The 23,910-nt window shown below is 74.7% G+C and carries 18 protein-coding genes; 6 read left to right on the top strand and 12 right to left on the bottom strand.

Features of this window, described 5'->3' with window-relative positions:
• Positions 1 to 5 precede the first annotated feature (5 nt).
• Positions 6 to 755 (bottom strand): sugar isomerase domain-containing protein, encoded by a 750-nt coding sequence (locus tag ACGF7U_RS07530; RefSeq protein WP_393103967.1) that lies wholly within the window; start codon positions 753 to 755, stop codon positions 6 to 8.
• Entirely contained in the window at positions 752 to 1,714 is a 963-nt protein-coding gene (locus tag ACGF7U_RS07525) for a MurR/RpiR family transcriptional regulator (protein WP_393103965.1), read from the bottom strand. Before ACGF7U_RS07525 ends, ACGF7U_RS07530 begins: the two co-directional genes overlap by 4 nt.
• Positions 1,715 to 1,905: 191 nt before the next feature.
• Here ACGF7U_RS07525 and ACGF7U_RS07520 point away from each other — a divergent pair, with 191 nt between their 5' ends.
• Positions 1,906 to 2,892: an N-acetylglucosamine kinase gene (locus ACGF7U_RS07520; RefSeq protein ID WP_393103963.1), complete on the top strand. Its 987-nt coding sequence runs from the start codon at positions 1,906 to 1,908 to the stop codon at positions 2,890 to 2,892.
• Between the two features lie 255 nt (positions 2,893 to 3,147).
• Here the strand turns inward: ACGF7U_RS07520 and ACGF7U_RS07515 are convergent, their stop codons facing one another.
• The 3 genes from ACGF7U_RS07515 to ngcE form a co-directional block, all read right to left on the bottom strand.
• On the bottom strand, positions 3,148 to 4,056 hold the full coding sequence (locus tag ACGF7U_RS07515) for a carbohydrate ABC transporter permease (protein ID WP_393103961.1): 909 nt from the start codon (positions 4,054 to 4,056) through the stop codon (positions 3,148 to 3,150).
• The gene (locus ACGF7U_RS07510) at positions 4,053 to 4,961 is read right to left on the bottom strand and encodes a carbohydrate ABC transporter permease (protein ID WP_091105418.1); all 909 of its coding nucleotides are present in this window, start codon (positions 4,959 to 4,961) and stop codon (positions 4,053 to 4,055) included. Before ACGF7U_RS07510 ends, ACGF7U_RS07515 begins: the two co-directional genes overlap by 4 nt.
• 64 nt (positions 4,962 to 5,025) lie before the next feature.
• Positions 5,026 to 6,444, bottom strand: a complete 1,419-nt coding sequence (ngcE, locus tag ACGF7U_RS07505) for an N-acetylglucosamine/diacetylchitobiose ABC transporter substrate-binding protein (protein WP_393103958.1) — start codon at positions 6,442 to 6,444, stop codon at positions 5,026 to 5,028.
• 195 nt (positions 6,445 to 6,639) lie between these two features.
• Between ngcE and ACGF7U_RS07500 the strand changes: the two genes are divergently transcribed.
• A complete protein-coding gene (locus tag ACGF7U_RS07500) occupies positions 6,640 to 8,097 on the top strand; it encodes an acyltransferase (protein WP_393103956.1) in 1,458 nt (485 codons plus the stop codon).
• On the opposite strand, the gene ACGF7U_RS07495 is transcribed toward ACGF7U_RS07500, so the two are convergent.
• Positions 8,069 to 9,550, bottom strand: a complete 1,482-nt coding sequence (locus ACGF7U_RS07495) for a CoA-acylating methylmalonate-semialdehyde dehydrogenase (protein ID WP_393104171.1) — start codon at positions 9,548 to 9,550, stop codon at positions 8,069 to 8,071. The two genes, ACGF7U_RS07500 and ACGF7U_RS07495, sit on opposite strands and share 29 nt — an antisense overlap.
• A gap of 56 nt (positions 9,551 to 9,606) precedes the next feature.
• Complete coding sequence (locus tag ACGF7U_RS07490) at positions 9,607 to 10,914, bottom strand: aspartate aminotransferase family protein (RefSeq protein WP_393103954.1); 1,308 nt, start codon at positions 10,912 to 10,914, stop codon at positions 9,607 to 9,609.
• 269 nt (positions 10,915 to 11,183) lie between these two features.
• Here ACGF7U_RS07490 and ACGF7U_RS07485 point away from each other — a divergent pair, with 269 nt between their 5' ends.
• The gene (locus ACGF7U_RS07485) at positions 11,184 to 12,083 is read left to right on the top strand and encodes a glutamate cyclase domain-containing protein (RefSeq protein ID WP_393103952.1); all 900 of its coding nucleotides are present in this window, start codon (positions 11,184 to 11,186) and stop codon (positions 12,081 to 12,083) included.
• Between the two features lie 3 nt (positions 12,084 to 12,086).
• Here the strand turns inward: ACGF7U_RS07485 and ACGF7U_RS07480 are convergent, their stop codons facing one another.
• A complete protein-coding gene (locus ACGF7U_RS07480; protein WP_393103950.1) occupies positions 12,087 to 13,145 on the bottom strand; it encodes a hypothetical protein in 1,059 nt (352 codons plus the stop codon).
• A 31-nt stretch (positions 13,146 to 13,176) separates the two neighbouring features.
• Positions 13,177 to 14,046, bottom strand: a complete 870-nt coding sequence (locus ACGF7U_RS07475) for a hypothetical protein (RefSeq protein ID WP_393103948.1) — start codon at positions 14,044 to 14,046, stop codon at positions 13,177 to 13,179.
• A gap of 101 nt (positions 14,047 to 14,147) precedes the next feature.
• Between ACGF7U_RS07475 and ACGF7U_RS07470 the strand changes: the two genes are divergently transcribed.
• Entirely contained in the window at positions 14,148 to 15,125 is a 978-nt protein-coding gene (locus ACGF7U_RS07470; RefSeq protein WP_393103946.1) for a hypothetical protein, read from the top strand.
• A 206-nt stretch (positions 15,126 to 15,331) separates the two neighbouring features.
• Complete coding sequence (locus tag ACGF7U_RS07465; RefSeq protein ID WP_393103944.1) at positions 15,332 to 17,926, top strand: MXAN_6230/SCO0854 family RING domain-containing protein; 2,595 nt, start codon at positions 15,332 to 15,334, stop codon at positions 17,924 to 17,926.
• Between the two features lie 25 nt (positions 17,927 to 17,951).
• Here the strand turns inward: ACGF7U_RS07465 and murD are convergent, their stop codons facing one another.
• Positions 17,952 to 19,301 (bottom strand): UDP-N-acetylmuramoyl-L-alanine--D-glutamate ligase, encoded by a 1,350-nt coding sequence (gene murD, locus ACGF7U_RS07460; protein WP_393103942.1) that lies wholly within the window; start codon positions 19,299 to 19,301, stop codon positions 17,952 to 17,954.
• Between the two features lie 91 nt (positions 19,302 to 19,392).
• Here murD and ACGF7U_RS07455 point away from each other — a divergent pair, with 91 nt between their 5' ends.
• On the top strand, positions 19,393 to 20,742 hold the full coding sequence (locus ACGF7U_RS07455; protein ID WP_393103940.1) for a hypothetical protein: 1,350 nt from the start codon (positions 19,393 to 19,395) through the stop codon (positions 20,740 to 20,742).
• An 85-nt stretch (positions 20,743 to 20,827) separates the two neighbouring features.
• Here ACGF7U_RS07455 and ACGF7U_RS07450 read toward each other — a convergent pair whose 3' ends face one another.
• Both ACGF7U_RS07450 and ACGF7U_RS07445 read right to left on the bottom strand, forming a co-directional pair.
• Positions 20,828 to 22,660 (bottom strand): PucR family transcriptional regulator, encoded by a 1,833-nt coding sequence (locus tag ACGF7U_RS07450; RefSeq protein ID WP_393104169.1) that lies wholly within the window; start codon positions 22,658 to 22,660, stop codon positions 20,828 to 20,830.
• A complete protein-coding gene (locus ACGF7U_RS07445) occupies positions 22,657 to 23,859 on the bottom strand; it encodes an epoxide hydrolase family protein (RefSeq protein ID WP_393103938.1) in 1,203 nt (400 codons plus the stop codon). The genes ACGF7U_RS07450 and ACGF7U_RS07445 overlap by 4 nt, the downstream gene beginning before the upstream one ends.
• Positions 23,860 to 23,910: the final 51 nt, after the last annotated feature.

Raw genomic sequence — 23,910 nt, 5'->3', positions numbered from 1 at the left:
TCGGGTCAGGCGGTCCGCCGGAGGCGCCCGGCGTACCGCGACTCGAGGGCGTGGTTGTGCTCGTCCCCGCCGGGGACGTTGGCGGAGAGGTAGATAGGGGGCACCTCTCCGGCCTGGTGGAACCGTCGTACGACCTCGGCGGTCAGCAACTGCGCCAGCAGCGCGGAGGTGACCGACGAGACCGCACAGACCGCGCCGCCGCCCTCGAGCGGCAGCAGTGCGTCGCCGTACGGCGCGCCGTTGTCCAGCACGACGTCGGCGAGATCGGCGAGCCGCCGGCCGGACGGGTGTCGCGGGGCGACCCGTGCGGTGTGCTCGACCGAGGTGACCGCGATCAGCGGGTGACCGCGGTCGGTGACCAGCGCCGCCAGCTCGACCACCGAGCCGTTGATGCCGGACTGGGACGCCACCACGAACACGTCCTGCGGCTGCGGGGCCGCCAGCGCGTAGATCTCGTGGGCGATGGCGGGGTCGCGCTCCAGCTTCGGATCGGCAAGCACGTCGCGCGGGGCGTCGCCGTGCAGCACGAGGTCGTGGATGGCGAGCCGGTTGGCGGGCACCAGTCCACCCGCCCGGGCGACCAGCTCCGCGGCGAACGCCTCGGAGTGACCCGCGCCGAACGCCTGGAGCACGCCGCCGGCGCGCAGGCTGGCCGCGATCAGGTCGGCGGCGGCGTCGATCCCGTCGGCGCTGGCGTCGACCAGCCGGTCGAGCACCGGACGGACCGCCTCGGCGTACCCCTGTGCGCTGATCATGCGGTGGCCCTCTTCGCGGCCTTGTGCCCGTCGACGGCCTGGGCGGTGCGCCGGAAGGCCGCGTGGGCGCGGTCGTGGGTGCGCTGGGCGACGGCGATGTAGAGCAGGTCGAGCACGACGAGCTGCGGGTGCCGGGCCGACAGCGCGTCGGGGCGGAACGTGGTGGCCTGGCTGGCGGTGAGCAGCACGATGTCGGCCAGCTCGGCCAGCGGCGAGCGCGGGAAGCCGGTCAGCGCCACGGTGGTCGCGCCCCGGCTGCCCGCCTCGGCGAGCATCTCGATGGTCTCCCGGGTCTGGCCGGTGTGCGAGATGCCGAGCGCCACGTCGCCCTGGCGCAGCAGGGCCGCGCTGGCCAGGCCCTCGTGCACGTCGTTCCAGGCCCAGGCCGCCACGCCGATGCGGTGCAGGCTGAACTGCATCTCCTCGCCCACCAGGGCGCTGCCGCTCGCGCCGAAGATGTTCACCCGCGACGCCCGGGCGATGGCGACGGCGGCGCGTTCGACCTCGGCGAGGTCGAGCAGCGCGGCGGTGTCGTGCATGGCGCGGGTGTCCGCGGCCATGATCTGGTCGAGCACCCGCGGGAGGGGGTCGCTCGGCTGGATCTCGCGTCCGATGTCGACGGTCCAGCCCGCCGAGCGGGCCCGGCCGGTCTCGGCGGCGATGCCCAGCCGCAGGTCGGCGTAGCCCTCGAAGCCCATCGCGCGGCAGAACCGGGTGATCGTGGCCGGCGAGGTGCCGCTGCGCTCGGCCAGCTCCACGATGGTCGCCCGGGCGGCCGCCTCCGGGTCGCTGAGCACGTGCTCGGCGACCCGGCGCAGCGCCCCGGTCAGCTCGCCCGTGCCGGCCCTGACCCGCGCCAGCACGCCGTCGGAGGCGACCCCGAGCGCCGCCCGCCGGTCGACCGCGTCGGCGTCGCCCACCGCGGTCCCCGCGGAGGTGTCCACCTCGTGATCAACCATGGGACGCCTTTCCGAAAAGACTGTTAACTGTTAGTGGTAAAAGTTCTTACTGAAGACCCCTCCGTGTCAAGGCCGTGGGCGAAGTTTTCAAACTGTTACCTGGCGCACAGCCCTCGACGGGGCCCGGCCCTTGCCCCGCGCCGCCGGGCCGACCAGCATGAACGCGGCGTTGATCAGGGAGGTGGGTGCGGATGTCCGACACCGTCGTGGTCGGTCTCGACGTCGGGGGTACGTCCACCCGGGCGACCGCCCTGAGCCTGGACGGGCGGCGGCTCGGCAGCGGCCGGGCCGGTGGCGGCAACCCCACCAGCCACGGCGCCGAGCGGGCCGCCGGAGAACTCCTGGCCGCCCTACGCGAGGCGCTCGCCGACATCGACCCCGCCCGGGTGCGGGCCGGCACCATCGGGCTGGCCGGGGCGGGCCGGCTGCTCGCCGACCCCGTCGGTCGGGGCGCCTTCGACCGGGCCTGGCGCGACGCCGGCCTGCGCTGCCCGTACGCCGTGCACGGCGACGCGCTGGTCGCCTACGCCTCCGGCACCGCGAGCCCCGACGGCACGGTGCTCATCGCCGGCACCGGCGCGATCGCCGCCGAGGTCCGCGAGCTGCGGCTGGACCGGGTCGCCGACGGTCACGGCTGGCTGCTCGGCGACGCCGGCTCGGGATTCTGGCTGGGCCGGGAGGCGGTGCGCCGGCTCCTGGCCGACCTGGACCGGGGCCGGGCCCCCGGGCGGCTGGCGACGGCGGTGCTCGTCGACCTGCTCGGCTCCGCCGAGGTGGCGGCCCGCGCCCGGGACACCGTCGACGCGCTGGTCCAGGCGGTGACCCGGCGGCCCCCGGTGGAGCTGGCCCGACTCGCGCCCCTGGTGATCGCCGCCGCGGTGGACGGCGAGCCGGTCGCCGGCGGGCTGGTCGACGAGGCCGCGGCGCACCTGGCGGAGAGCACCGCGCGCATCCGCCCGGCCGGCGACGCCGCCCCGATCGTGCTCGGCGGCGGCCTGCTGACCGGCGACACCCCGCTGGCGGCGGCGGTCCGCACCGAGGTCGCCCGGCGGTGGCCGGACGCGCCGCTGCGCTCGGCCGGCGACGGCGCGGCCGCGGCGGCCTGGCTCGCCGCCCGCGACCTGCCCGAGGTGACCGACCCGCAGGCGCTGCACGCCCTGCTGGTCCCCGCGGCCTGACCGCCGAGGGACGCCGGAGAGTTCCGGCTGCTGCCCCCTGCGGCCTGACCTCCGACCGGCGCCGAAGAGGGTCCGGCACGGCGCTGTCGAGCTGAGTCGGCTACGACATCAGCTCGACAGCGCACGCACCGTGGTGGCCGGCCGCTTCGCCCGCGCCAGCTGGACAACGCCTCGCTGGCAGGTCGCCCCACGCGCCGCTGCTGACGGCGCGCGACCGCCCCAGGCGGGGTCAGAAACGGTCAGAAACGGACGGGCTCACTTGAGCTGGCCAGCGGTCAGGCCGGACTGGATCTGCCGCTGGAAGAGGATGTACACGACCAGCACCGGCAGCGTGGCGATGGTCAGGCCCGCGAAGAGTCCACTGTAGTCGCCCTCGTAGCCCTGGCTGACCGCCAGCGCGGCGAGCCCCTGCGCGAGCACCCACTTCGAATCGTCGCCCTGCATCAGCACCTGGGGCAGGATGAACTGGTTCCAGTGACTGAGGAAGTTGAAGATCGCGATGCTGATCAGACCCGGTCGGGCCATCGGCAGCATCACCCGGAAGAAGAGCCGGAAGTGACCGCACCCGTCCATGAGCGCCGCCTCCGCGACCGCGGTCGGCAAGGTCCGGAAGAAGGCGGTGAGGAAGAAGACGGTGAACGGCAACGAGTAGGCGGCGTACACCAGCACCAGCCCGGTCCAGGTGCCGAAGAGACCGGCGTTGCGCACCACGAAGAACAGCGGCACGAGGGCCAGGAAGACCGGGAACATCATCCCGCCGACGAACAGGTAGTAGAGGAACTGCCGGCCCCGGAACTCGTAACGGGCGAAGACGTACGCCGCCGTGGCACCCATCAGCATGGTCAGGGTGAGCGATCCGGTCACCACGATCGCGCTGTTCAGGAAGTACTGGCCGATGTGCGCCTCGGTCCAGGCCCGCCCCCAGTTCTCGAACCGCAGCGCGCCGGGCAGCCCCCACGGGTCGGAGAGGATCTCCCCGTCGCTCTTGAACGAGCTGAGGAACATCCAGAGCAGCGGCAGCGCGGTCACCGCGCCCCAGAGCAGCAGGAACCAGTGCGAAAAGACGTTGGCGATGCCGAGATCGCGGCGGAGCTTGCGGTCCTGCGGTACCGGCCGGTCCGCCACGGCGCTGCCGTCGGACGCGGTCCTGTCGAGGGTTGTCACGAGTACTCGATCCGATCACGCCGGGCGGCTCGCAGCGCCAGCACCGCCACCGAGAGGGTCAGGAACAAGAGCACCACGCCGATCGCCGAGGCATAACCGAATTTGCTCTCGCTACCGAACGCGGTTTCGTACATGCGCAGGCCGATGACATCGGAGGAGAAGTTGGGGCCGCCGTTGGTCATCTGCTGGATCAGGATGAACCCGTCCAGGGCGGCGATCGCGAGGTAGATCCAGGCCACCTGCACGGTGTCCCAGAGCAGCGGAATGGTGATCTTGCGCAGGGTGGTCCACCGTGACGCGCCGTCGAGCATCACCGCCTCGTAGATGTCGCGCGGAATCGCCGACATCGCCGCGCCGAAGAGCACCACGTAGAAGCCGACGTTGCTCCAGATCATCACCGCCATCGCGCACCAGAAGGCGAACCGGGGATCCCCCAGCCAGGCCGGCGTGGGCAGCCCGACGGCGCCGAGAGCACCGTTGAGCAGGCCGCTGTTGGGGTGGTAGACCTCTTTCCACAGCAGGGCGATGATGACCACGGAGAGCACCTGCGGGAAGAAGTAGACCATCCGGTAGACGGACGTGCCGCGTACGCCCGTCACCCCCGCCCGGCCCTTGCGACCACCCATGCTGAGCATCGTGGCGAAGAAGAGGCCGAGCACGATGGTCACCACCGGCACCACCAGGAGCAGCCACGCGTTGTTCTTGAGGGCGTTCCACACCCGATCGTCGTCCAGCAGCCGCTCGAAGTTGGCCAGGCCGACGGAGTTGGCCTCGGGCGAGTAGCCGAGCCAGTCGGTGGTCGAGATCTGGAATGCCTGCAGGTACGGCGAGAGCACGAAGATGCCGTAGAGCAGCAGCGGCGGCACCAGGAACGTGATGATCAGCGGGTACTTGCCATGTTTCACGAGAAAGGACCTTCTCCCCCAGCCGCGGGCCGGTGGGGGCTACCTCGCCCCCACCGGCCGGACGTCACGCGGCCCGCTTGTACTTCTTGATCGAGCTGTCCTGGGCGATCGAGTCGGCGCCCTTCTGGCACATGTCGAGGAACTCGGCCGGGCCGATCCGACCGCTAAAGAACTCGCCGCACGCGGCGTCGACGAGCTCACGCTCCAGCTTCCGGTAGTAGTTGTTGTAGACCCAGTTGAAGCCGTTGCTGCCGGAGGCGTCCAGCGCCTTGCTCACGGTGCTGAGGCCGAACGGCAGCTCGACGCCCTCGGTCGACCCGGCCACCACGGTCAGGCTGGAGACCTTCTTGGTGAAGTCCTGTGCGCCCTTCTTCGAGAGCATGATCCGGAAGTACTCCAGGCCGCCGGCGAGGTTTTTCGCCTTGGCCGGGAGCATGAACGGTTCTCCGGCGGTGCCGCGGATCGCCTCGAACGGCAGCTTGTCGCCGCTGCCCAGGCTGGGCGTCGGCTGGATCGTCATGTTGAAGCCCTCGGGCGTGACCTTCTTCTGCTCGCTCTCCAGCCAGGAGCCGCAGGAGATGAAGGCGGCCTTGCCCTGGCACCACGCGGTCTGCGACTGGACGTGGTCGAGGCCCGGCGAACCGGCGAGGATGTAGCCGTCCTTGACGATCTGGTGCCATGCGTCTGCCGCGGCCTTCATCGCGTCGGACTTCCACGCGTTGGGCTCCAGGTTGTCGATCGCCGTGGCGACGGATGGTCCGCCGAACTTGATGGCCGTGGCGATCACCGGCCAGCTCATGTAGCGGGGGTGCTTGCCCGCGTACGTCCACGGGGCGATGCCGGCCGCCTTGATCTTCTTGCACAGCGCGATGTGCTCGTCCCAGGTCTTGGCATACTGCCAGCCCCGGTCGGCGAAGAGCTTCGTGGAGTGCCAGATGCCGTAGGCGGTGTAGGTGTAGTTCAGCACCATGAACTTGCCGTCGTACGAGCCGACCTCGACGGCGCCCGGCAGCAGCGTGTCCTTGACCGTCTTGCCGGGGACATCGAGGCTCGGGGCGGCGAGCAGCTCGCCCAGGTCGGCGATCGCGTTCTGGGAGACCAGGCTGTTGAAGTCGATCTGGTCCTTGCCGGAGTTGTTGACCACGTCCGGCGGGGTGCCGTCGACGAAGCGCGGCTGGAGCGTCTTGGCGATCTCCTGCGTCGCCGAGTGGTTGATCTTCGCCTTCGGGTACTTCTCGGTGTACATGGCCTCGTGGGCCTTCGCGTACTCCTCGCCGAAGCCGCCGTTGAAGATCACCACCTCGAGGGGCGCGTCCTCCTTGACCCCGAGCGGGTTCTGCTCGCTCTTGGTGCCCTGGTAGGTGCCGGCGTCGCCCTTGTCGTCGTCGCCACCTCCGGTGGCGCAGCCGGCGAGCAGGGCGGCGGCAGGGGTGGCCAGCAGGCCGGCGGCGGCGCTGCGCCGCAGGATGTCACGCCTGTTCATGGTCTCTCCTCGGATCGGGTCCGGGCGGTCGCCGGCTGGGGGATGGCGGCCGCCGCACGAGGCGCAGGGGGAAGTTGTCTTCAGTTTGTTAGATGTTGCTGAAGAATTTCTACGGCAGGAACCCGCGGACTTCAAGACCGCGGACCGAACCGTTATCACCACCGGCCAGATCCTGCCTGACATACCCTCGGGGCCATGCGCCGTCTGCGGCAGCTCGCCGCGCGCACCCCGGCAGGTCGGGAGCGCTACGTCGATCTGCTCCGGGCGCTCGCGATCGTCATGGTCGTTCTCGGCCACTGGGCGGTCGCCGCGATCAGCGAGGACCCTACCGGCCGGCCGACGGCCCGGTCGGCACTGCCCGACCTGCCCTGGGCGTACCCGCTGACCTGGGTGGCCCAGGTGATGCCGGTGTTCTTCCTGGTCGGCGGCTACGCCAACGCCGCCTCGCTGGCCTCCCGCCGAGCCGCCGGCGGCGACGCCGTCTCCTGGCTGCTGGACCGGGGCGCGCGGCTGCTGCGCCCCACGACCGCCCTGCTCCTGGTGATCGCCGCCGGCGCCGCCGTAGCCTCGCTGGCCGGCGTCGAGGCGACGCTGGTGCGTACCGTCGGCTGGTTCGCCACCATCCCGCTGTGGTTCCTCGCCGCCTACCTGGTGGTGGTGCCGCTGGCCCCGGCGATGTACGCCCTGCACCGGCGCTTCGGGCTGCTCGTTCCGCTCGCGCTGGCGGCCCTGGTCGCCGCGGGCGACCTGGGGCGCGCGCTCGGGCCGGCCGAGCTGGCGCTGCCGAACTACGTCTTCGGCTGGCTGGCCGTCCACCAGCTCGGCTTCGCCTGGCGCGACGCCCGCGCGGAGCCGGCGACCGAGCCGCCCGGCCGCCACAACGCGCCCGCGTTGCGCGGCGTCCGCACCCGCCGGCTGCCGCTGTCCCGGCGGGCGGGTGGGGCGGCGCTGCTGGGCGGGCTCACCGCGACGGTGCTGCTGACCGCCGGGCCGTACCCGGTCAGCATGCTCAACGTGCCCGGCGAGCGCCTCGACAACGCCGCGCCCCCCAGCCTGGCGCTGCTGACCCTGACCACGGCCCAGCTCGGGCTGATCCTGCTGCTGCGCGACCCGGCGGAACGGTGGCTGCGCCGCTCCCGCCCCTGGCAGGCGGTGATCGCGGTGAACGCGGTCGTGCTCACCGTCTTCCTCTGGCACCTCACCGCCGCGATCCTGCTGGTCGGCGCGCTGGACGCGGCGGGGCTGCTGCCGACCCCGCCGGTGGGCTCGGCCGCCTGGCTGGCCTGGCGGGTGCCGTGGGTGCTGATGCTGACCGTGGTGCTGGCCGCCCTGGTCGCCGCCTTCGGCCCCGTCGAGGCCCGGACCGGCCCGAGAGGCCGGTCCCGGCACGGCGGGCGGGCCGACGGCAGCGCGGCACCGCCGGGTCGCCCGCGGGGAGACGGGCGGGCCGACGGCCACCGGTGGCGGGCCACCGCGCGCGGCGCGCTCGCCGCCGCCGGTTTCGCCGCCATGGTGTACGCCCTGGTGGTCAACGCCGAGACACCGAGGTCGGCGCCCGAACCGCTGGGGGTGCCGGCCTCGGCGCTGGTGGCGTACCTGGCCGGGGCCGGCGTCCTGCGGCTACTCAGGTCTGGGTGGGGAAGCCGAGGTTGACCCCGCCGTGTCGGGGGTCCAGCCAGCGGCTGGTGACGACCTTGCCCCGGGTGAAGAAGCGCACCCCGTCCTCGCCGTGCGCGTGCAGGTCGCCGAAGAGCGAGGAGCGCCAGCCGCCGAAGGAGTAGTAGGCCATCGGCACCGGGATCGGCACGTTGATGCCGACCATGCCGACCTCCACCTCGTGCTGGTAGCGCCGGGCCGCGCCGCCGTCGTTGGTGAAGATCGCCGTGCCGTTGCCGTACGGGTTGACGTTGACCAGTTCCACCGCCTCGTCGTACGAGCCGACCCGGAGCACGCTGAGCACCGGGCCGAAGATCTCGTCGGTGTAGACGGACATCTCCGGGGTCACCCGGTCGAACAGCGTCGGGCCGAGCCAGAACCCGGCCGGGTCGCCGTCGGGCTCGACGTCGCGGCCGTCGACCACCGGCACCGCGCCGGCGGCCACCCCGGCCTCCACGTACGAGCGGACCCGCTCGGCGTGCGCGGCGGTGACCAGCGGCCCCATGTCGCAGCCACGCCGGCCGTCGCCGGTGCGCAGCCGGGTCATCCGCGCGGCGATCCGGGCGACCAGGTCGTCGCCGACCGGCTCCACCGCGACCAGCGCCGAGATCGCCATGCACCGCTCCCCCGCCGAGCCGAACCCGGCGTTGACCGCCGCGTCGGCGGCCAGGTCCAGGTCGGCGTCCGGGAGCACCACCATGTGGTTCTTCGCCCCGCCGAGCGCCTGCACCCGCTTGCCGGCGGCGGTGCCGCGCTGGTAGACGTAGCGGGCGATCGGGGTGGAGCCGACGAAGGAGACCGCCCGCACCCCCGGGTGGTCCAGCAGCGCGTCCACGGCCTCCTTGTCGCCGTTGACCACGTTCAGCACCCCGTCGGGCAGGCCGGCCTCGGCGAACCACTCGGCGAGCAGCAGCGCGGCGCTCGGGTCCTTCTCGCTCGGCTTGAGCACCACCGCGTTGCCGCAGGCGACCGCGACCGGCACGAACCACAGCGGCACCATCACCGGGAAGTTGAACGGGGAGATCACCGCGACCACGCCGAGCGGCTGGCGAAGGCTGTACGAGTCGACCTCCGTGGAGACGTTCTCGCTGAACCCGCCGCGCAGCGCCGAGGGGATGCCGCAGGCGTACTCGATCACCTCCAGGCCGCGCTGCACCTCGCCCGCGGCGTCGGCGAGCACCTTGCCGTGCTCGGCGGTGATCACCTCGGCGAGCCGGTCCCGCCGGGCGTTGACCAGCTCACGGAAGGCGAAGAGGACCGCCGTCCGCCTCGCCAGCGACGCGTCCCGCCAGGACCGGGCGGCGCGCTCGGCGGCCGCCACGGCGACCGCGACGTCCGCCGCCGAGGCCAGCGCCACCCGGGCGGTACGCCGGCCGGTGGCCGGGTCGAAGACGTCCCCGTGCCGCGGCGAGGAGCCGCCGAACCGTTTCCCGTCGACGAAGTGCGCCACCGTGGCCGGGTCGCCGGCGGTCGCCGTGTCCGTGCCGGGTCGGCCGGTCGCCGCGCTCACGCCGGGACCTCGGCGGCGGCGCAGGAGCGGATCGCGTCGATGAGGATCGCCAGGCCCTCGCGGGCCTCGTCCTCGGTCAGTGTGAGCGGCGGACCCATCCGCAGCACGTTGCCGTGCAGGCCGCCCTTGCCGATCAGCAGCCCGCCGGCCCTGCACGCCTCGAGGACGCGGACGGTCAGCGCCGGATCCGGCTCCGTCGTGCCCGGGCGGACGAGCTCGACGCCGATCATCAGCCCCTTGCCGCGTACCTCCGCGACGCGGTCGAGGCCGCCCACGGCGGCGCGCAGGCCGTCGGCGAGGATCGCGCCGGTGCGGGCCGCGTTGGCCTGCAGGTCGTTGTCGAGCAGGTAGTCCAGCACGGCGTTGCCGGCGGCGGTGGAGACCGGGTTGCCGCCGAAGGTGCAGAAGCTGATCGCCGGCACCGACTCCAGCACGTCCGCCCGGCCGACGACGCCGGCCAGGGCGAAGCCGTTGCCGATGCCCTTGGCGAAGGTGAGCAGGTCGGGGGTGACCCCGTGCGCCTGGTAACCCCAGAAGTGCTCGCCGGTGCGCCCCCAGCCGGTCTGCACCTCGTCGGAGACGAACAGGATGCCGTGCTCGTCGAGCACCTTCTTCCACGCGGCGAAGAGCCCGTCCGGCGGGTGCACGAAGCCACCCACGCCCTGGATCGGCTCGGCGATCAGACAGGCGACGTCGCCCGCCGTCTGGGTGGCGAGCACCTCGCGCAGGTCCTCCACCGCCGCGTCGACCCACTGCGACTCGTCGAGCCGGGCGAGCAGGCCGCGCAGCCGCTCCCCGGAGTGCAGCCAGGCCACCTGGAGCGGGTTGAGCGCGCTGGCCGACCAGCCGCGGTTGCCGGTCACGCCCATCGTCGCGTACGACCGGCCGTGGTAGCTGTTGCGCACCGCGAGGATCTGCGCCGAGCGGCGGTGGTTGGTGGCGAACAGCAGCGCCGCCTCGTTCGCCTCGGTGCCCGAGTTGGCGAAGAACACCCGCGCGTCCGGGATGCCGGAGAGCCGGGCGACCTTCTCGGCCAGCTCGACCTGCTGCCGGATGAGGTAGAGCGTGGAGCTGTGCACGATGCCGGTGCGGATCTGCCGCTCGACCGCCTCGCGGATCTCCGGGATGTCGTAACCGATCATCGAGGTCAGCACCCCGCCGAAGAAGTCCAGGTAGGTGCGGCCCCGGGCGTCGGTGACCCGACGGCCCGAGCCGGAGACCAGCTCGATCGGCTCGTCGTAGTAGAGCGGCATCCAGGACGGGAGCACGGCCCGGTGCCGGGCCAGCAGATCGTCGGCGGTCATCGTCGCACCCTCTCAGCGGCGTTGGCGGTAACCGCACGCTGCCACCGCCGGACGACAGGGACAACTGTCACTGTGTAGCGCAGCGACGCCAGCCGCCTGACAGCCCGTCAACCACCGCCTGCGGTTTCCGGAGCCGACCAAGCCGCCTCAACGGATATCGGTGGGATGGACGCGCTCCCACAACTTATTCCGCACCCGGTCCGGCGGCGCGCGCGGATCGACCGACGGACATACCCTGGGTCGGTCCCGATCGACGAGGAGGTGCGCCCGTGCGGGTGGAGGAGACGATCGCCGAGCTGGAACAGGTGGCCGCGACCGAGGTGGGCCGGGGCAGCGCCAAGCTGGCGGTGGCCTCGGCCGGCGGGCTGCTCGCCGCCGCCCGGTCGATCGCCGGGCACCCCGCGCCCGACGCGGCCGTGCTCACCGGCTTCTTCATCCCGGCCGCCGACCCGCCCGCGGCGGAGACCGACGGGCCGATCGGGTCGGTGCAGCTCGCCGCCGCGCTGCGAGCGCTGGGCGGCCGGGCCCGGCTGGTCACCGACGACCCGTGCGCGCCGGTGGTCACCGCGGCGCTGGCCGCCGCCGCGCCGGAGGTGCCGCTGGAGGTGGCGCCGCTGAAGGGGTACGACGCCTGGGCGGACGACGCCGCACAGCGGTACGCGAGGCTGTCGCACCTGATCGCCTGCGAGCGGGTCGGCCCGAGCGCCGACGGTCGCCCCCGCAACATGCGCGGGGAGGACATCGGCGCGCACACCGCCCCCCTCGACCGGCTCTACACCGCCGGGTCGGGTTTCCGGGTCGGCATCGGCGACGGCGGCAACGAGTTGGGCATGGGCCGGCTGCCGGCGGAGCTGGTCGGGCGGGCGGTGGATCGCGGCGAGCGGATCCGGTGCGTCGTCGGCTGCGACGCGCTGCTCGTCGGCGGCACCTCGAACTGGGCGGCCGCCGCCCTGGTGGGCGCGCTGGCGGTGCTGCGCCCGGACGTGCCGGCCCTGCGGGAGCTGTTGCGACCCGAGTGGTCGTACGACGTGCTGACCGCGATCGTGCTGCACGCGGGCGCCGTGGACGGCGTGCGGCGGCGCGCCGAGCTGAGCGTGGACGGCCTGGACTGGCCCGCGTACGCCGAACCGCTGGCCCGGATCGCGGAGCTGGTCGCCCGGTCGGGGTGAGCGTCAGCGCCCCCGGCCGAGGTCGTCGGGCACCGGCAGGTCCCGGTGGTGGCCCGGCCGGTTGGCGCCCGGCAGCGGGCGCCGGAGGTCCCGCTCGTTGCGCCCGGCGGTGGTGGCCGCCCGGCCGTTCCCGGCCCCGGCGGGGCCGTCCGCCGGCGCTCCGCCGCCCGGCCGCTCCTCGCCCGGGCCGGGCGCGGCGTCGTCCCCGACACCGTCCACGGCGGATCCGCCCGGCGCCGCCCGGGGCCCGTGGCCGCCCGGCGGGAGACCGGGCCGGCGGGGCCGCCGCAGCGTCAGGTTCAGCGCGAGGGCGAGCACGGCGAAGGTGGCCCACCCGCCGGCCAGCGCGGCGGCCGACGACACGTCCTGGAGATAGTGGTGACAGGCGAGGAAGCCGACCAGGGCCAGGCTGTTGCGGGCGAAGTGCCGGCTGAACTCGACCAGTTGACGGCGGGCCTCGACGGCGACCAGCACCCCGGAGTAGGGGAAGGTCACCACCATCCCGCGCAGCAACTGGCCGAGCAGCCCGGTGAGCACCGCGCCGACGAAGATCACCACCAGCTTGGCCGGGGCGGGCAGGCTGTCCCGCCGGGGATCGACCGGCTCCGCCCGGACCGCCGGCCCCGTGCCGGCCCGGCCGGCGGGGCTGTCGGCGGCACCGACCGCGGCGCTGTCGGCGTCACCGGCGGCGCGCCGCGCGTGGCGACGCAGCACCGCCATCGCCGCCACCCACAGCAGCACGGAACCGGCCAGCGCCGGCCCGAACGGCACCGGAACCGCCAGCAGCCCCGCGCTCAGCCCCACGTACGCGGCGACGCCGGCCAGGTCGGCGAGGAGGATCGGCCAGCGCCACCGGTGATGGGTCACCGCGACGGTGACGAAGAAGAGGTTGAGACCGAGCACGCCCAGCAACTGGGCGCCGTCCACCGGGTAGCCGGTCGTCACCAGGGCGAGGGTCATCGGCAGCGGCAGGCTGTAGACGAAGGCCCGCAGCCGGACGGAGCGGATCAGGCTGACCGCCCAGACCACCGCCGTCACGAGCAGGACGGCACTCCACGTCATGGTCGGCCCGTTTCCGGTGCGTCGGCGCCGCTCATCGGTAGGTCGCCTCCCGGGCGCACGCGGCGAAGGCGGTACGCAGCCGCTCCAGGTCGCCTGGGTTGACGGAGAACTGGTTCAGACTGATCTCACCGTGCGCGCTCATCGTCGGCTCCCAGGCGCTTGTTCCGTCCCAGAGTGCCAGATTGACGTGCAGGTCGGGACGGATGGCGCCCCACCGCAGCAGGCCGACCCGCACCCCGGCCCGCCGCTGCGTCTCCACCAGCTCGGACAGCTCGTCGGAGATTCCCGCGTGGACGAAGATCCGGGTAATCCGCACCCCCCGCTCCAGCGCCTCCACGTTGGCCACCCAGTAGGCCCGGCCGATGTCGCTGTGCCACCAGCTCAGCTCGCCGCTGGCCCGGGGCATCACGTGGGTCACCGCGTCCATGAACCGGACGCAGTCCCGCAGGCCGGCCATCAGGTCCTCGTAGTCCTCGCCGGACCGGACGATGCGGCCCGCCCGCAGCTGCTCGGTCTCGGCCCGGAACCGCTCGAAGCGGCGGCGGGCCTCCTCCGCGACCCGGCTGCCCGGATACGCCTCCGCCGCCTCCCGGACGGCGGTGACCAGCGGCGGGACCGCGTGCACCAGCCACGGCGGACCCTCCAGCAGCGTACGCAGGTGGAACCGGCGCTCCGCGCGGGCCAGCGAGTCCACCAGCAGCGAGATGGTGATGCCCATCAGCCCGGCCAGCAGCGACTCCACGCCGGTGGCGGCGTTGGTGAGGTCGAGCGTGACCGACAGCGAGATCGACACCGCGATGCCGATGAGCGCCACCGGGTCGGTGTGCGCGAGCAGCCGGACCAGCCCGCTGGCCGAACCGGCCCGCCCCCGGGGGCGCCTGCGGAGCACGTCACCTGCCATGGGCAACCTCCGGTGTCGGTGATGCCGCCCAGCGTATTGCCGCTCCACAATGGCGCGCCGTCCCCATCCGGTCCGACCCGTCGCGCCGGTACGATCCGGCGGTGCGGATCGGGGAGGTGGCGCTGCCGAGCGGCGCCGCGGGGACGGACGCCGGGCAGATCGCGGCCGGCGTACGCGCCTGGGTGGGCTCGGCGCCGCTGCGCGCCCTGGTGGGGCACTTCGGCGGCGACTGGCCGGCCGGGGACCTGACGGCGGTGCTGGCCGCCCTCGACGACTTCTCCGCCCGGCACTGGGACTTCCGGGGCGGCCGGGAACGCCCCGACGCCCGGGAACCCGCCCTGGATCCGGCCACCGCCGGCCTGGTGCTCGACGCCGCCGCCGCGCTCGGCCTGGTCCGCCCCGTCGCGCCGGGCCGGCCCGGGTACGCCCACCTGCTGGTGCTGGGCGGGTTGTCGAACGCCTGCCAGCGCCGGGTCGCGTACGCGGCGCACCTGCTGCGCGCCGGCACCCGGATCGCCGGCGAGGTGGCCGTGCTCGGCAGCTTCCGCCCGCTGTCCGGGGCGGAGTGCGCGGCGCTGGCGGCGGCCGGCGTCCCGCCCTGCGCCACCGAGGTGGCGGCGCTGGACGCGGCGGTGCGGCGCGAGTTCGGGGTGTCCGCCCCGGTGGAGGAGGACGGTCGCGACGCCGGCCACCCGCACCACTCCTGGTCGTCGCGGACCTACCGGCCGGCGGGCGGCCCGCCGGTGCGGGTGCTCGCGGCCCCGTCGAGCGAGCCCGACCGGCGCCGCGCGCACACCGCCGACACCCAGCGGTTCTGGGCCGAGCACGTCCGGCTCTCCCCCGGCGACGCGGTGCTGGTGGTGACCGCCCCGATCTACGTGCCGTTCCAGCACTGCGACGCGCTGCGCACCCTGGCCGTGCCGTACGGCTGCGCGATCGAGACCGTCGGCGTCGATCCCGCCCTGCCCGACCTGGCCGGGCTGCCCGAGCCGACGCTCACCCCCGGTCGCTACCTCCAGGAGATCCGCTCCGCGATCCGGTCGATGCGCGCCCTGCACGCCGCCCTCGTCCCGGCCTGAACCGGGCCGGCCGCCCGGCGGTGGCGGTAGCGGGACCGACGGACGGCGCGCGGAAACCGGGCTGCGGCGGCCACGGGCCGGCCGGTAGCCTTCGCGCTACGGCGAGGGCGGCTCCTGGGCGTGCTTCCTTCTCATCCTGTCTTGGTGACCTGCTAGCGCGCCCGATCTCCGCCCTCGCCGTGCTGCGTCTCTCGGGGAGGATGGCGGTGACGACCCAGCTCACGGTTCCGGCGGCCGGCGCGGCGGCGCACCCGCTCGCGGTCACTCTGGTGCGGCGCTCGGGGCTCGTCGCGGCGGGCCTGCTCGGCGGCGGTCGCAAGGCCAAGCGGGCCGGCCGGCGGCCGGCGGCCGTCGACACCGGGCTGCGGGCGCTGGAGGCCGACGTGCTGGCGCTGGGCTGGCAGGTCGGGCCGCGGCTGCGCGGCGCGCTGGCCGGGCTGCCCGCCGACCGGCTCGCCGTCACCGGCCTGGCGCTGCTGGCGGTGCTGGAGTCGGCGGTCGGCGCGCACACGCCGCACGTGCCCCTGTTCCGGGACTTCCCACGTCGGGTGCCGGCCGACACCGACGAGCTCTACGTACGCCGGGTGTTCACGCTGCTGCTCCAGGAGCCGGCCCAGCCGTGCGTGCTGTGCGGGCGGGTGGGCACGGTCGGGCCGGTGTCGCCGTGCGCGCACCTGGTCTGCGCGGCCTGCTGGGACGACGGTTACACGGGCTGCCCGCTGTGCCACCGCCGGCTGACCGGGGACGGGCCGTTCCTCAGCCCGGCCGCCCGACCGCACCGTGGTCCGGCCCTGCCCATGCCCCGGCGCGCCGCGGTGCTGGAGCTCGCCGGGGACGTCGAGCGGGCCGCCCACGAGGCGCTCGCGGCGCTGCTGGCCCGGCGCACGCCGCTGTCCCCGGTGGACCGGGCCGACCTGGCGGTCCTGCTCGACCGGGTCGGCACCGCCGACCCGGCCTGGCTGCCGGACATCCCGGTCCGGGAGACCCGGGCGCTGGTGCTGGCCCGGCTGCTCGCCGGGCCGCTCACCGCGGCGCGGACGACGGAGCTGCTCGACCGCCACGTCACCTCCGCGACCGACGCGCTGCGCCTGCTGTACGCCCTGCACGGCGGCGACCCGGGGCTGGTCGGGCCGCCGAAGCGGCACCGGTCCCTGCCCCGTCCGCTGCGCCGGGCGCTGCTCGCCCGCCTGGACGCCCTCGACCCACGGTCCCTGGTGGACGATCTGCTGCGCCACCGGTCCCGCTGGCTGCACGCGGCGGAGCCGCTGCACCCGTTCGAGCGGCCCGACCGGCACCCGCGCGCGGCGGCCGCGTTCGCGGTGCTGCGCGGCACGCCGGTCGACGAAGCCACCGCGCTGGGCCGGCTGCTGCGGGCGGCGGCCACCGCGCACGCGCCGCTGCTGCGGATCGAGGGCGGCCGGCTGCGCGCCGCGTCCTGGGGCGCCCGGGTGGAGGAGGCGCTGCGGGCCGGGGACGCGCCGACCGCCGTCCGGCTGCTGGCCCGGCGCCCCGGCGAGCTGCTGCGCCGGGTGGTGGCGCTGGCCGCACGCGTCGACGACCCGCGACACCTGCTCGACACGGTGGCGGCCGTCGCGGGCGCCGTCGCGCCGGGGGTGCTGGTGGCCGCCGTGGGCGCGGTCCGCGCCGCGACGTGGCCGGCGGTGTCCCGGCTGTACTTCCCGCGCGGCGGGCGGGCCCGGCTCTGGGCGGAGCCGGACCGGCGGCCGCGGTTGCGGGCCGACCTGGGTGGCGCGCTGGACGACGTGCTCACCGGCGAGCTGCGCCGACGCGCCGGGCTGCTGCCCGGCGTCGACGTCGCCGTCCTCGACGCCGGACTGGCCGACCTCACCGCCCCGTTCACCGAGCGCACCGCCTCGGCCGCCCTGGTCCGCCTGCCGCGGGGCAGCAGCCAGCCGTTGCCGCCGGGGCGGCGGGTCCGGCTCTTCCTGCACTGGACCGAGCCGACCGGCACCCGCGTCGACCTCGACCTCTCCGTCGCGATGATCGCGGACGACGGCCGGTTCGCCGGCTGGTGCGACTACACCCGGCTGCGCTTCCACGACGCCGCCGTGCACTCCGGCGACCTGACCTCCGCGCCGGCGCCGCTGGGGGCGAGCGAGTTCGTCGACCTCGACGTGGCGGCGCTGCGCGGGCGCGGGATCCGGTACGTCGCGATGGTGGTGTTCAGCTACAACAACGTGCCGTTCGACGCGATGACCGACGCGTTCGCCGGTCTCCTGGGCGACCCCGGGCGGGGCGGGCCGTTCGAGCCGAAGGCCGTCGAGCAGCGCTTCGACCTCACCGGCCAGGTCAAGGCGGCCACCCCGCTCGTCGTCGACCTGCACCTCGGGACGCTGCGCTGGATCGACGCCACGATGACCGGCACCGGCAGCCACCACTCGGTGGCCCGGTACTCGCGTACGCTCGCCCGGCTCAGCGCCGCGGCCGACGGACACTTCGCGGCCGGACGGCGGGTGAGCCTCTGGGAGCTGGCGTGCTGGCACGCCGCCGCCCGGGCCGGGACGGTCGTGGTCCGGCACCGCGACGGCGCGACCTCGGCCTACCGGCGCGAGCCTGGCGAGGGCGACGCGGCGTTCGCGGGCCGGCTGGCCGCGCTGGGCCCCACCGACCTGCGCGACGTCCCGACCGCCGCGCCGGCGTTCGCCGCGCTGGTGCGCGGTGACCTGCCGCTGGCGGAGGGGGCGCAGGCGTACGCGCTGTACCGCGCCGACCTGGACGGCGACCGGGTGCGGCTGCTGGACGCCGCCGACCTGATCGCCGGCCTCGCGCCCGGCGGCTGACCGCCGGGACCGCCCCGGCCGGCGGTCAGCCGGTCGCGGTGTCGCGGACGGCCTGGGCGAAGACCTCGGAGCGGTGCTCGAAGTTGCGGAACCGCCCGTAGCTGGGCGCGGCCGGCGAGAGCAGCACCACCCCGTCGGCCGGGGTCAGCTCGCGGGCCAGCCGCACGGCGGCGACCAGGTCGTCGACCACCTCGGCGCGCACCTTGGGCAGCCCGGCGAGCGCCTCGACGATCCGGGCGCCGCTGTCGGGGATGCCGAGCACGGTGATCTCGCGCTCCGCGAGGTGCTCGCGCAGCGGCGTGTAGTCCAGGCCCCGGTCGGTGCCGCCGACGATCACCGTCAACGGCCGTCCCTCGTACGCGTCGATCGCGTGCATCGCCGCGTACGGGCTGGTGGCGAGGGTGTCGTCGACGAAGGTCAGGCCGGACGGGTCGGCGATCTCGGTGAGCCGGTGCGCCAGCCCCTGGAACCCGGCGACCGCCACGGCCAGGGTGTCCCTGCGGGCCACCACGTCGACGCCGAGCGCGTCGAGCACCGCGAGGGCGACGCAGAGGTTGCCCTCGTTGTGCCGCCCGACCAGGGGCAGCACCGCGCGGGGGAAGAGCGGCTGGTCGCCGAGGTGGAACCAGGGCGCGCCGTCCGGGCCGCTCGCGACGTGGGCGGTGTCCGGCAGGCCGGCGCGTACGGCGGCGCGGTCGCCCAGTTCGAGGGCGAGTCGCGGATCGGCGCCGTTGACCACCACCGTGCGCGGCCCGTGCGCGAGGAGGTTGAGCTTGTCCCGGTAGTACTCGGCCTCCCCGCCGTGCGCGTCGAGGTGCTCGGGGAAGAGGGCGGTGACCACCGCCACCCGCGGCGAGTCGGTCAGGTCGCTGCACTGGTAGCTGGAGAGCTCCAGCACGTACAGCTCCGCCTCGGGCAGGTCCAGCGTGGGCACGCCGATGTTGCCGCCGAAGACGTTCGGCCGGTCCACGGCGCCGAGCAGGTGGCTGATCAGGCTGGAGGTGGTGCTCTTGCCCTTGCTGCCGGTGACGCCGATCGTGCGCTCGGCGTGGTCGGCCATCCACAGGGCCGTGCCCTGCGTCACGGTCGCCCCGCGCCGGCGCAGCTCCACCAGCCACGGGTGGGTCTGCGGCACGCCGGGCGAGCGGACCACCACCTCGGCGGCGGCCAGCCGGGCGAAGCCGTCCTCGCCGGTGACCAGCGGCGCCGCCTCGGCCAGCGGCCCCTCCCACGGCAGGCTGAGGAAGTTGGCGCTGTCGTCGACGGCGACCAGGTCGGCGGGGCCGTGGGCGGCGATCGCGGTCACCGCGGCCCGGCCCTCCCGGCCGGCGCCCCAGACGGCGACGGTACGTCCGCGCAGGTCAGACAGGCGCACAGGCTCTCCTCAGGGGGTCTCGGCGGGCGTGGCAGGGCCGGGGTCCGGCGCAGCCGGACACGGCCGGACGAACCAGGGCCTAGTATGGCGTGTGCCCAACGAGCAGCTCCGGCGGATGGACGCCTTCACCTTCCCGTCCTACTCGATCGATCTCTCCACCGGGGAGGTCCTCTTCGACTACGCCCTCACCGGCCCCGACGGTGAGCAGCGGTTCACCGAGGTGATCACCCTCCCGCTGCCCGACGCGCCACCGTCGGACGAGACCGTCGCCACCCTCGGCCGGGTCCTGGAGCTGCTGCACGTGGTCGCCGGGGTCAGCTACTACAAGGCCGCCGCGCCGCCGCGCGTGGTGCTGCCGGCTCCGCTGGGCGCGGCCGCCGCCGAGCTGGTCACCGCCGTCTACACCAAGGGCCTCGCGGAGTACGCGTACCGCAATCGGCTGCCGCACGTGCTGGAGCTGCGCCCGGAGGTGCCGGCCGGCACGGTCGCTCCGCCCCGGGTGTACGACGACTCCGACCGGCGCCCGCTCTCGGCGGTGGGTGGCGGCAAGGACTCCATCGTCAGCCTGGAGGCGCTGCGTCGGGCCGGGTTCGACCCGGTGCCGTTCTCGGTCAACCCCAACCACGTGATCGTCTCGGTGAACGAGGCGTCCGGGCTCACCCCGCTCGCCGCCCGGCGGCGGATCGACCCGGTGCTGTTCGAGCTGAACGCCGCGGGGGCGCTCAACGGCCACATCCCGGTCACGGCGATCAACTCGCTGATCGCGGTCGCCACGGCGGTGCTGCACGGGCTGGGCCCGGTGGTGATGTCCAACGAGCGGTCGGCGTCGGACCCGAACCTGGTGTGGAACGGTCACGAGATCAACCACCAGTGGTCCAAGGGCGTGGCGGCGGAGGGGCTGCTGCGGGCGGCGCTGGCCGAGCACGCCGGCCTCACCGAGCCGTACTTCTCGCTGCTGCGCTCGCTGTCGGAGCTGCACATCGCCCGGCTGTTCGCCGAGATCGACCGCTACGACGACGTGGTCACGAGCTGCAACGCCGCGTTCAAGCTGCGCGACGCCAGCGAGCGCTGGTGCCGCGACTGCCCGAAGTGCCGGTTCGTCTTCCTGGCCATGGCGCCGTTCATGTCCCGCGAGCGGATCACCCACATCTTCGGCGGCGACCTGCTCGCCGACCCCGCGCAGGTCCCCGGCTACCGGGAGCTGCTCGGCGTGGACGGGCACAAGCCGTTCGAGTGCGTCGGCGAGGTGGAGGAGTCGGTGGTGGCGCTGAGCCTGCTCGCCGAGCAGGAGCAGTGGCGCGACGCCCCGGTCGTCCGCGCCCTCGTCGACGCGGTCCCGGCCACGGCCTGGTCCGCCGCGGCCAACTCCGACGTCTTCACCCCGGGCGGCCCGAACCACGTCCCCGCGACCTACGCGAAGGCCCTGACCACCCTCGTCTGAGGGCGCGGATGGCGCGCTCGGCGGCGCGGCGGTTCCCCCGACCAGCCTGACGGCCGGGGGCGAAGCCCGGCGGGGTGCTCCGGGGTCAGGGGGTGCGGATGGCGTCGAGGGCCAGCAGGGCGACGTGGAGAGAGAGGCAGGCTTCCACCGAGTCGAGGTCGACGTCGAGGACGCGGCCGATCCGGGCCAGCCGCTCGTAGAAGGCCGGCCGGGACAGGTGCGCCGCGGCGGCCGCCGCCGACTTGTTCCGCCCCTGCTCCAGGTACGCCCGCAGGGTGCCGAGCAGTTGCTCGCGGGGATGCTGCGCGTCGTACGTGAGCAGCGCGCCGAGTTCCCGCTCGACGAAGGTCTGCAACCGGGGCTCGTCGCGCAGCAGGTGCAGCAGCCCGGCCAGTCCAACGTGCGGCAGCCGGAAGATCGGCAGGTCCCGCCGGTCCCGCCGGGCCGCGTCGGCGATCTGCCGGGCCTCGATCAGCGACCGCCGCGCCTCCCGCAGGCTGCCCACCCCGGAGCCGGCCGCCACGAGCACGCCGCCGCCCGGCGGCCGGGCGGAGCCGTTACACCGGGCGTCCGGCCGGGACGGGGCGTCGGGGCGGCCCCGGCGCAGCGCGGTGGCGAACGCGGCCAGGGCCCGCTCCTCCGCCGCCGGGTCCGGCAGGGCGAGCAGCACGCCGACGGCGTGGTCGTCGACGGCGCTGGTGAGCCCGGTCAGCTTCGCCTCGTGCAGCGCCTGCCCGACGGCCTCGGCGAGGTCCCGCAGCCGCGCCGGGCCCGCCTCGGGGCCGCCCCCGCCCGGATCGCCCGGGTGTCCGGCCTCGGCGGCCGGGCCGCCCTCCCCCGCCGGGTCGTCGGCCCGGTGCCGGACCATCACCCCGACGAGGTGCCGCCGCTCCAGCACCACGCCCAGCGCCCGGGCGCGCAGGGCCACCTCGTCCACCGGCCGGGAGTGGTCGAGCAGGGCGGTGAGCAGCGTCCGGTGGATCTGCCGTTCCAGGCCCTCCGCGTCGCGCCGGATCAGCCGGCCCAGGGCCAGGGTGGAGGCGGCCCGCTCGACCAGGATGGTCAGCCGGGTGGGCGGGGTGCCCGCCACGGCCGCCCCGTCCCCGGCCGCCGCGTCGAGCACGCGCCGGCCGGCGGCCAGGTCGCCCCCGCCCGGCCACCGCAGCAGCAGCCGGCCCCAGTCGTGGCCCCGGGCGCCGACGGTGGTCACCAGCCATCCGCTGTCCGCGTCGTACGCGGTCCGCCCGGCCGGCCGGATCCGGCGGGAGTGCTGTTCCCAGCCGTCCAGCAGCAGCTCCGCGCTCTCCCCCGCCGGGTCGTACGCGAGCACCTGCCGGGAGAGGTTCTCCAGCACCACGGGGCAGCCGGACAGCTCGGCGGCCTGCCGGACCACCTCGCCGGGGCCGGCGCCCTCCACCGACAGCTCGGTGAAGCGCTGGTGGATCTCCTCCGTCGCCCGCAGCTCGGTGAGCTGGGCGTCGACGATCAGGGCGTGCACCGCCTCGGTGATCCGCACGAACGGGGTGGCCCGCCGCAGCTCGACCAGCGGCAGCCCACGACGCTCGGCGACGGCCGCCATCACCCGGGGGACCCCGCTGACGTACCGGCGGCCCAGCTCGACGACCAGGCCGGAGACCCCGACGTCGGCCAGGTCGCCGATGAAGGCGCGCAGCCCGTCGTCGTCGGCCGGCAGCCCGATGCCGGTGGTGAGCACCAGCTCGCCGCCGCCGAGCAGGGTGGCGATGTCGGGCACCTCCGCCACGTGCACCCACCGCACCGGACGGTCCAGCCCCACGTCCCCGGCGACCAGGCGCGGGGCGCCGTGGCGGACGGGATCCAGCGCGAGGACCTCACGGACGGTAGGGAACACGGGCGACACGCTACCGTCCGTGACCCCGATTCTCGACCGCTCGATCAGTCGGACGTTTCCGCGCGGAGCTGCCGGAAGAACGCCCGGATGTCACCGACCAGCAGCTCGGGGGCCTCCATCGCGGCGAAGTGCCCGCCCCGGTCGAACTCGGTCCACCGCACGATGTTGTTCGTCCGCTCGGCGATGTGCCGCAGCGGGATGAAGTTGTCCCGCGGGAAGACGGCCAGCGCGGTCGGCGCGGCCGACGGCTCCGGCGGCGAGCCGAAGTAGTCCGAGTGCGCCCGCTCGTAGTAGATGCGGGCGGACGAGCCGGCCGTTCCGGTGAGCCAGTAAAGCATGACGTTGGTGAGCAGGTGGTCGCGGTCGACGGCGTCCTCCGGGCGGGCCGACGAGTCCGTCCACTCCTTGAACTTCTCGGCGATCCAGGCCAGCTGGCCGACCGGCGAGTCGGTCAGGCCGTAGGCGAGCGTCTGCGGCCGCGTGGACTGGATGGCCGCGTAGCCGCCGCTGTCGCGGTCCCACTCCTGCGTGCGCCGCCACGAGGCCAGCGTCCGCTCCCGCTCCGCCGGGCTCAGGGAGGCGAGCAGCTCCGCGTCGGGCTCCTCCGTCGCGGCCGAGCGCGGCAGCAGGTTCAGGTGTACGCCGATGACCTGGTCGGTGCGGGTGCGGCCGAGTTCGCGGGAGATGAGCGAGCCCCAGTCACCGCCCTGCACTCCGTACCGCTGGTAGCCGAGGCGGCGCATCAGCTCGGCGAAGGCGGCCGCCACCCGCCGGAACTCCCAGCCGGTCTCCCGCGTCGGGCCGGAGAAGCCGAACCCCGGGATGCTCGGCATGACCAGGTGGAAAGCGTCGGACGGGTCACCGCCGTGCGCCCGCGGATCCGTCAGCGGCCCGGCGATCCGGGTGAACTCGACGATCGAGCCGGGCCAGCCGTGCGTGACGAGCAGCGGGGTCGCGTCGGGCTCCGGGGACCGCACGTGCGCGAAGTGGACGTCGGCGCCGTCGATCGTGGTGACGAACTGCGGCCACTCGTTGAGCTGCGTCTCGGCGGCCCGCCAGTCGTACTCGTGCCGCCAGTAGCGCGTCAGCTCCATGAGGTAGTCCCGGGGGACGCCGTACTCCCAGCCCACCCCGGGCAGCTCGTCGGGCCACCTGGTGCGGTCGAGCCGCTCGTGCAGGTCGTCGAGGTCGCGCTGCGGGACGTCGACCCGGAAGGGACGGAGGCTCGCGTCTGCGGGAGTCGTCACGATCACGAATCGTACGGCCGGCCGGTCACAGACGGCTCCCCCGCCCCCTTC

Origin of the sequence: Micromonospora sp. NPDC047670, from assembly GCF_043204915.1 — a bacterium.
Taxonomy (GTDB): Bacteria; Actinomycetota; Actinomycetes; order Mycobacteriales; family Micromonosporaceae; genus Micromonospora.
This window is presented reverse-complemented; position numbering and strand designations above follow the sequence as displayed.

Excerpts from the sequence above, each read along its gene's own strand:
- ACGF7U_RS07530 (WP_393103967.1), bottom strand. The coding sequence starts at position 755 with ATGATCAGCGCACAGGGGTACGCCGAGGCGGTCCGTCCGGTGCTCGAC.
- ACGF7U_RS07525 (WP_393103965.1), bottom strand. The coding sequence starts at position 1,714 with ATGGTTGATCACGAGGTGGACACCTCCGCGGGGACCGCGGTGGGCGAC.
- ACGF7U_RS07475 (WP_393103948.1), bottom strand. The coding sequence starts at position 14,046 with ATGGCAGGTGACGTGCTCCGCAGGCGCCCCCGGGGGCGGGCCGGTTCG.
- ACGF7U_RS07490 (WP_393103954.1), bottom strand. The coding sequence starts at position 10,914 with ATGACCGCCGACGATCTGCTGGCCCGGCACCGGGCCGTGCTCCCGTCC.
- ACGF7U_RS07520 (WP_393103963.1), top strand. The coding sequence starts at position 1,906 with ATGTCCGACACCGTCGTGGTCGGTCTCGACGTCGGGGGTACGTCCACC.
- ACGF7U_RS07500 (WP_393103956.1), top strand. The coding sequence starts at position 6,640 with ATGCGCCGTCTGCGGCAGCTCGCCGCGCGCACCCCGGCAGGTCGGGAG.
- ACGF7U_RS07480 (WP_393103950.1), bottom strand. The coding sequence starts at position 13,145 with ATGACGTGGAGTGCCGTCCTGCTCGTGACGGCGGTGGTCTGGGCGGTC.
- ngcE (WP_393103958.1), bottom strand. The coding sequence starts at position 6,444 with ATGAACAGGCGTGACATCCTGCGGCGCAGCGCCGCCGCCGGCCTGCTG.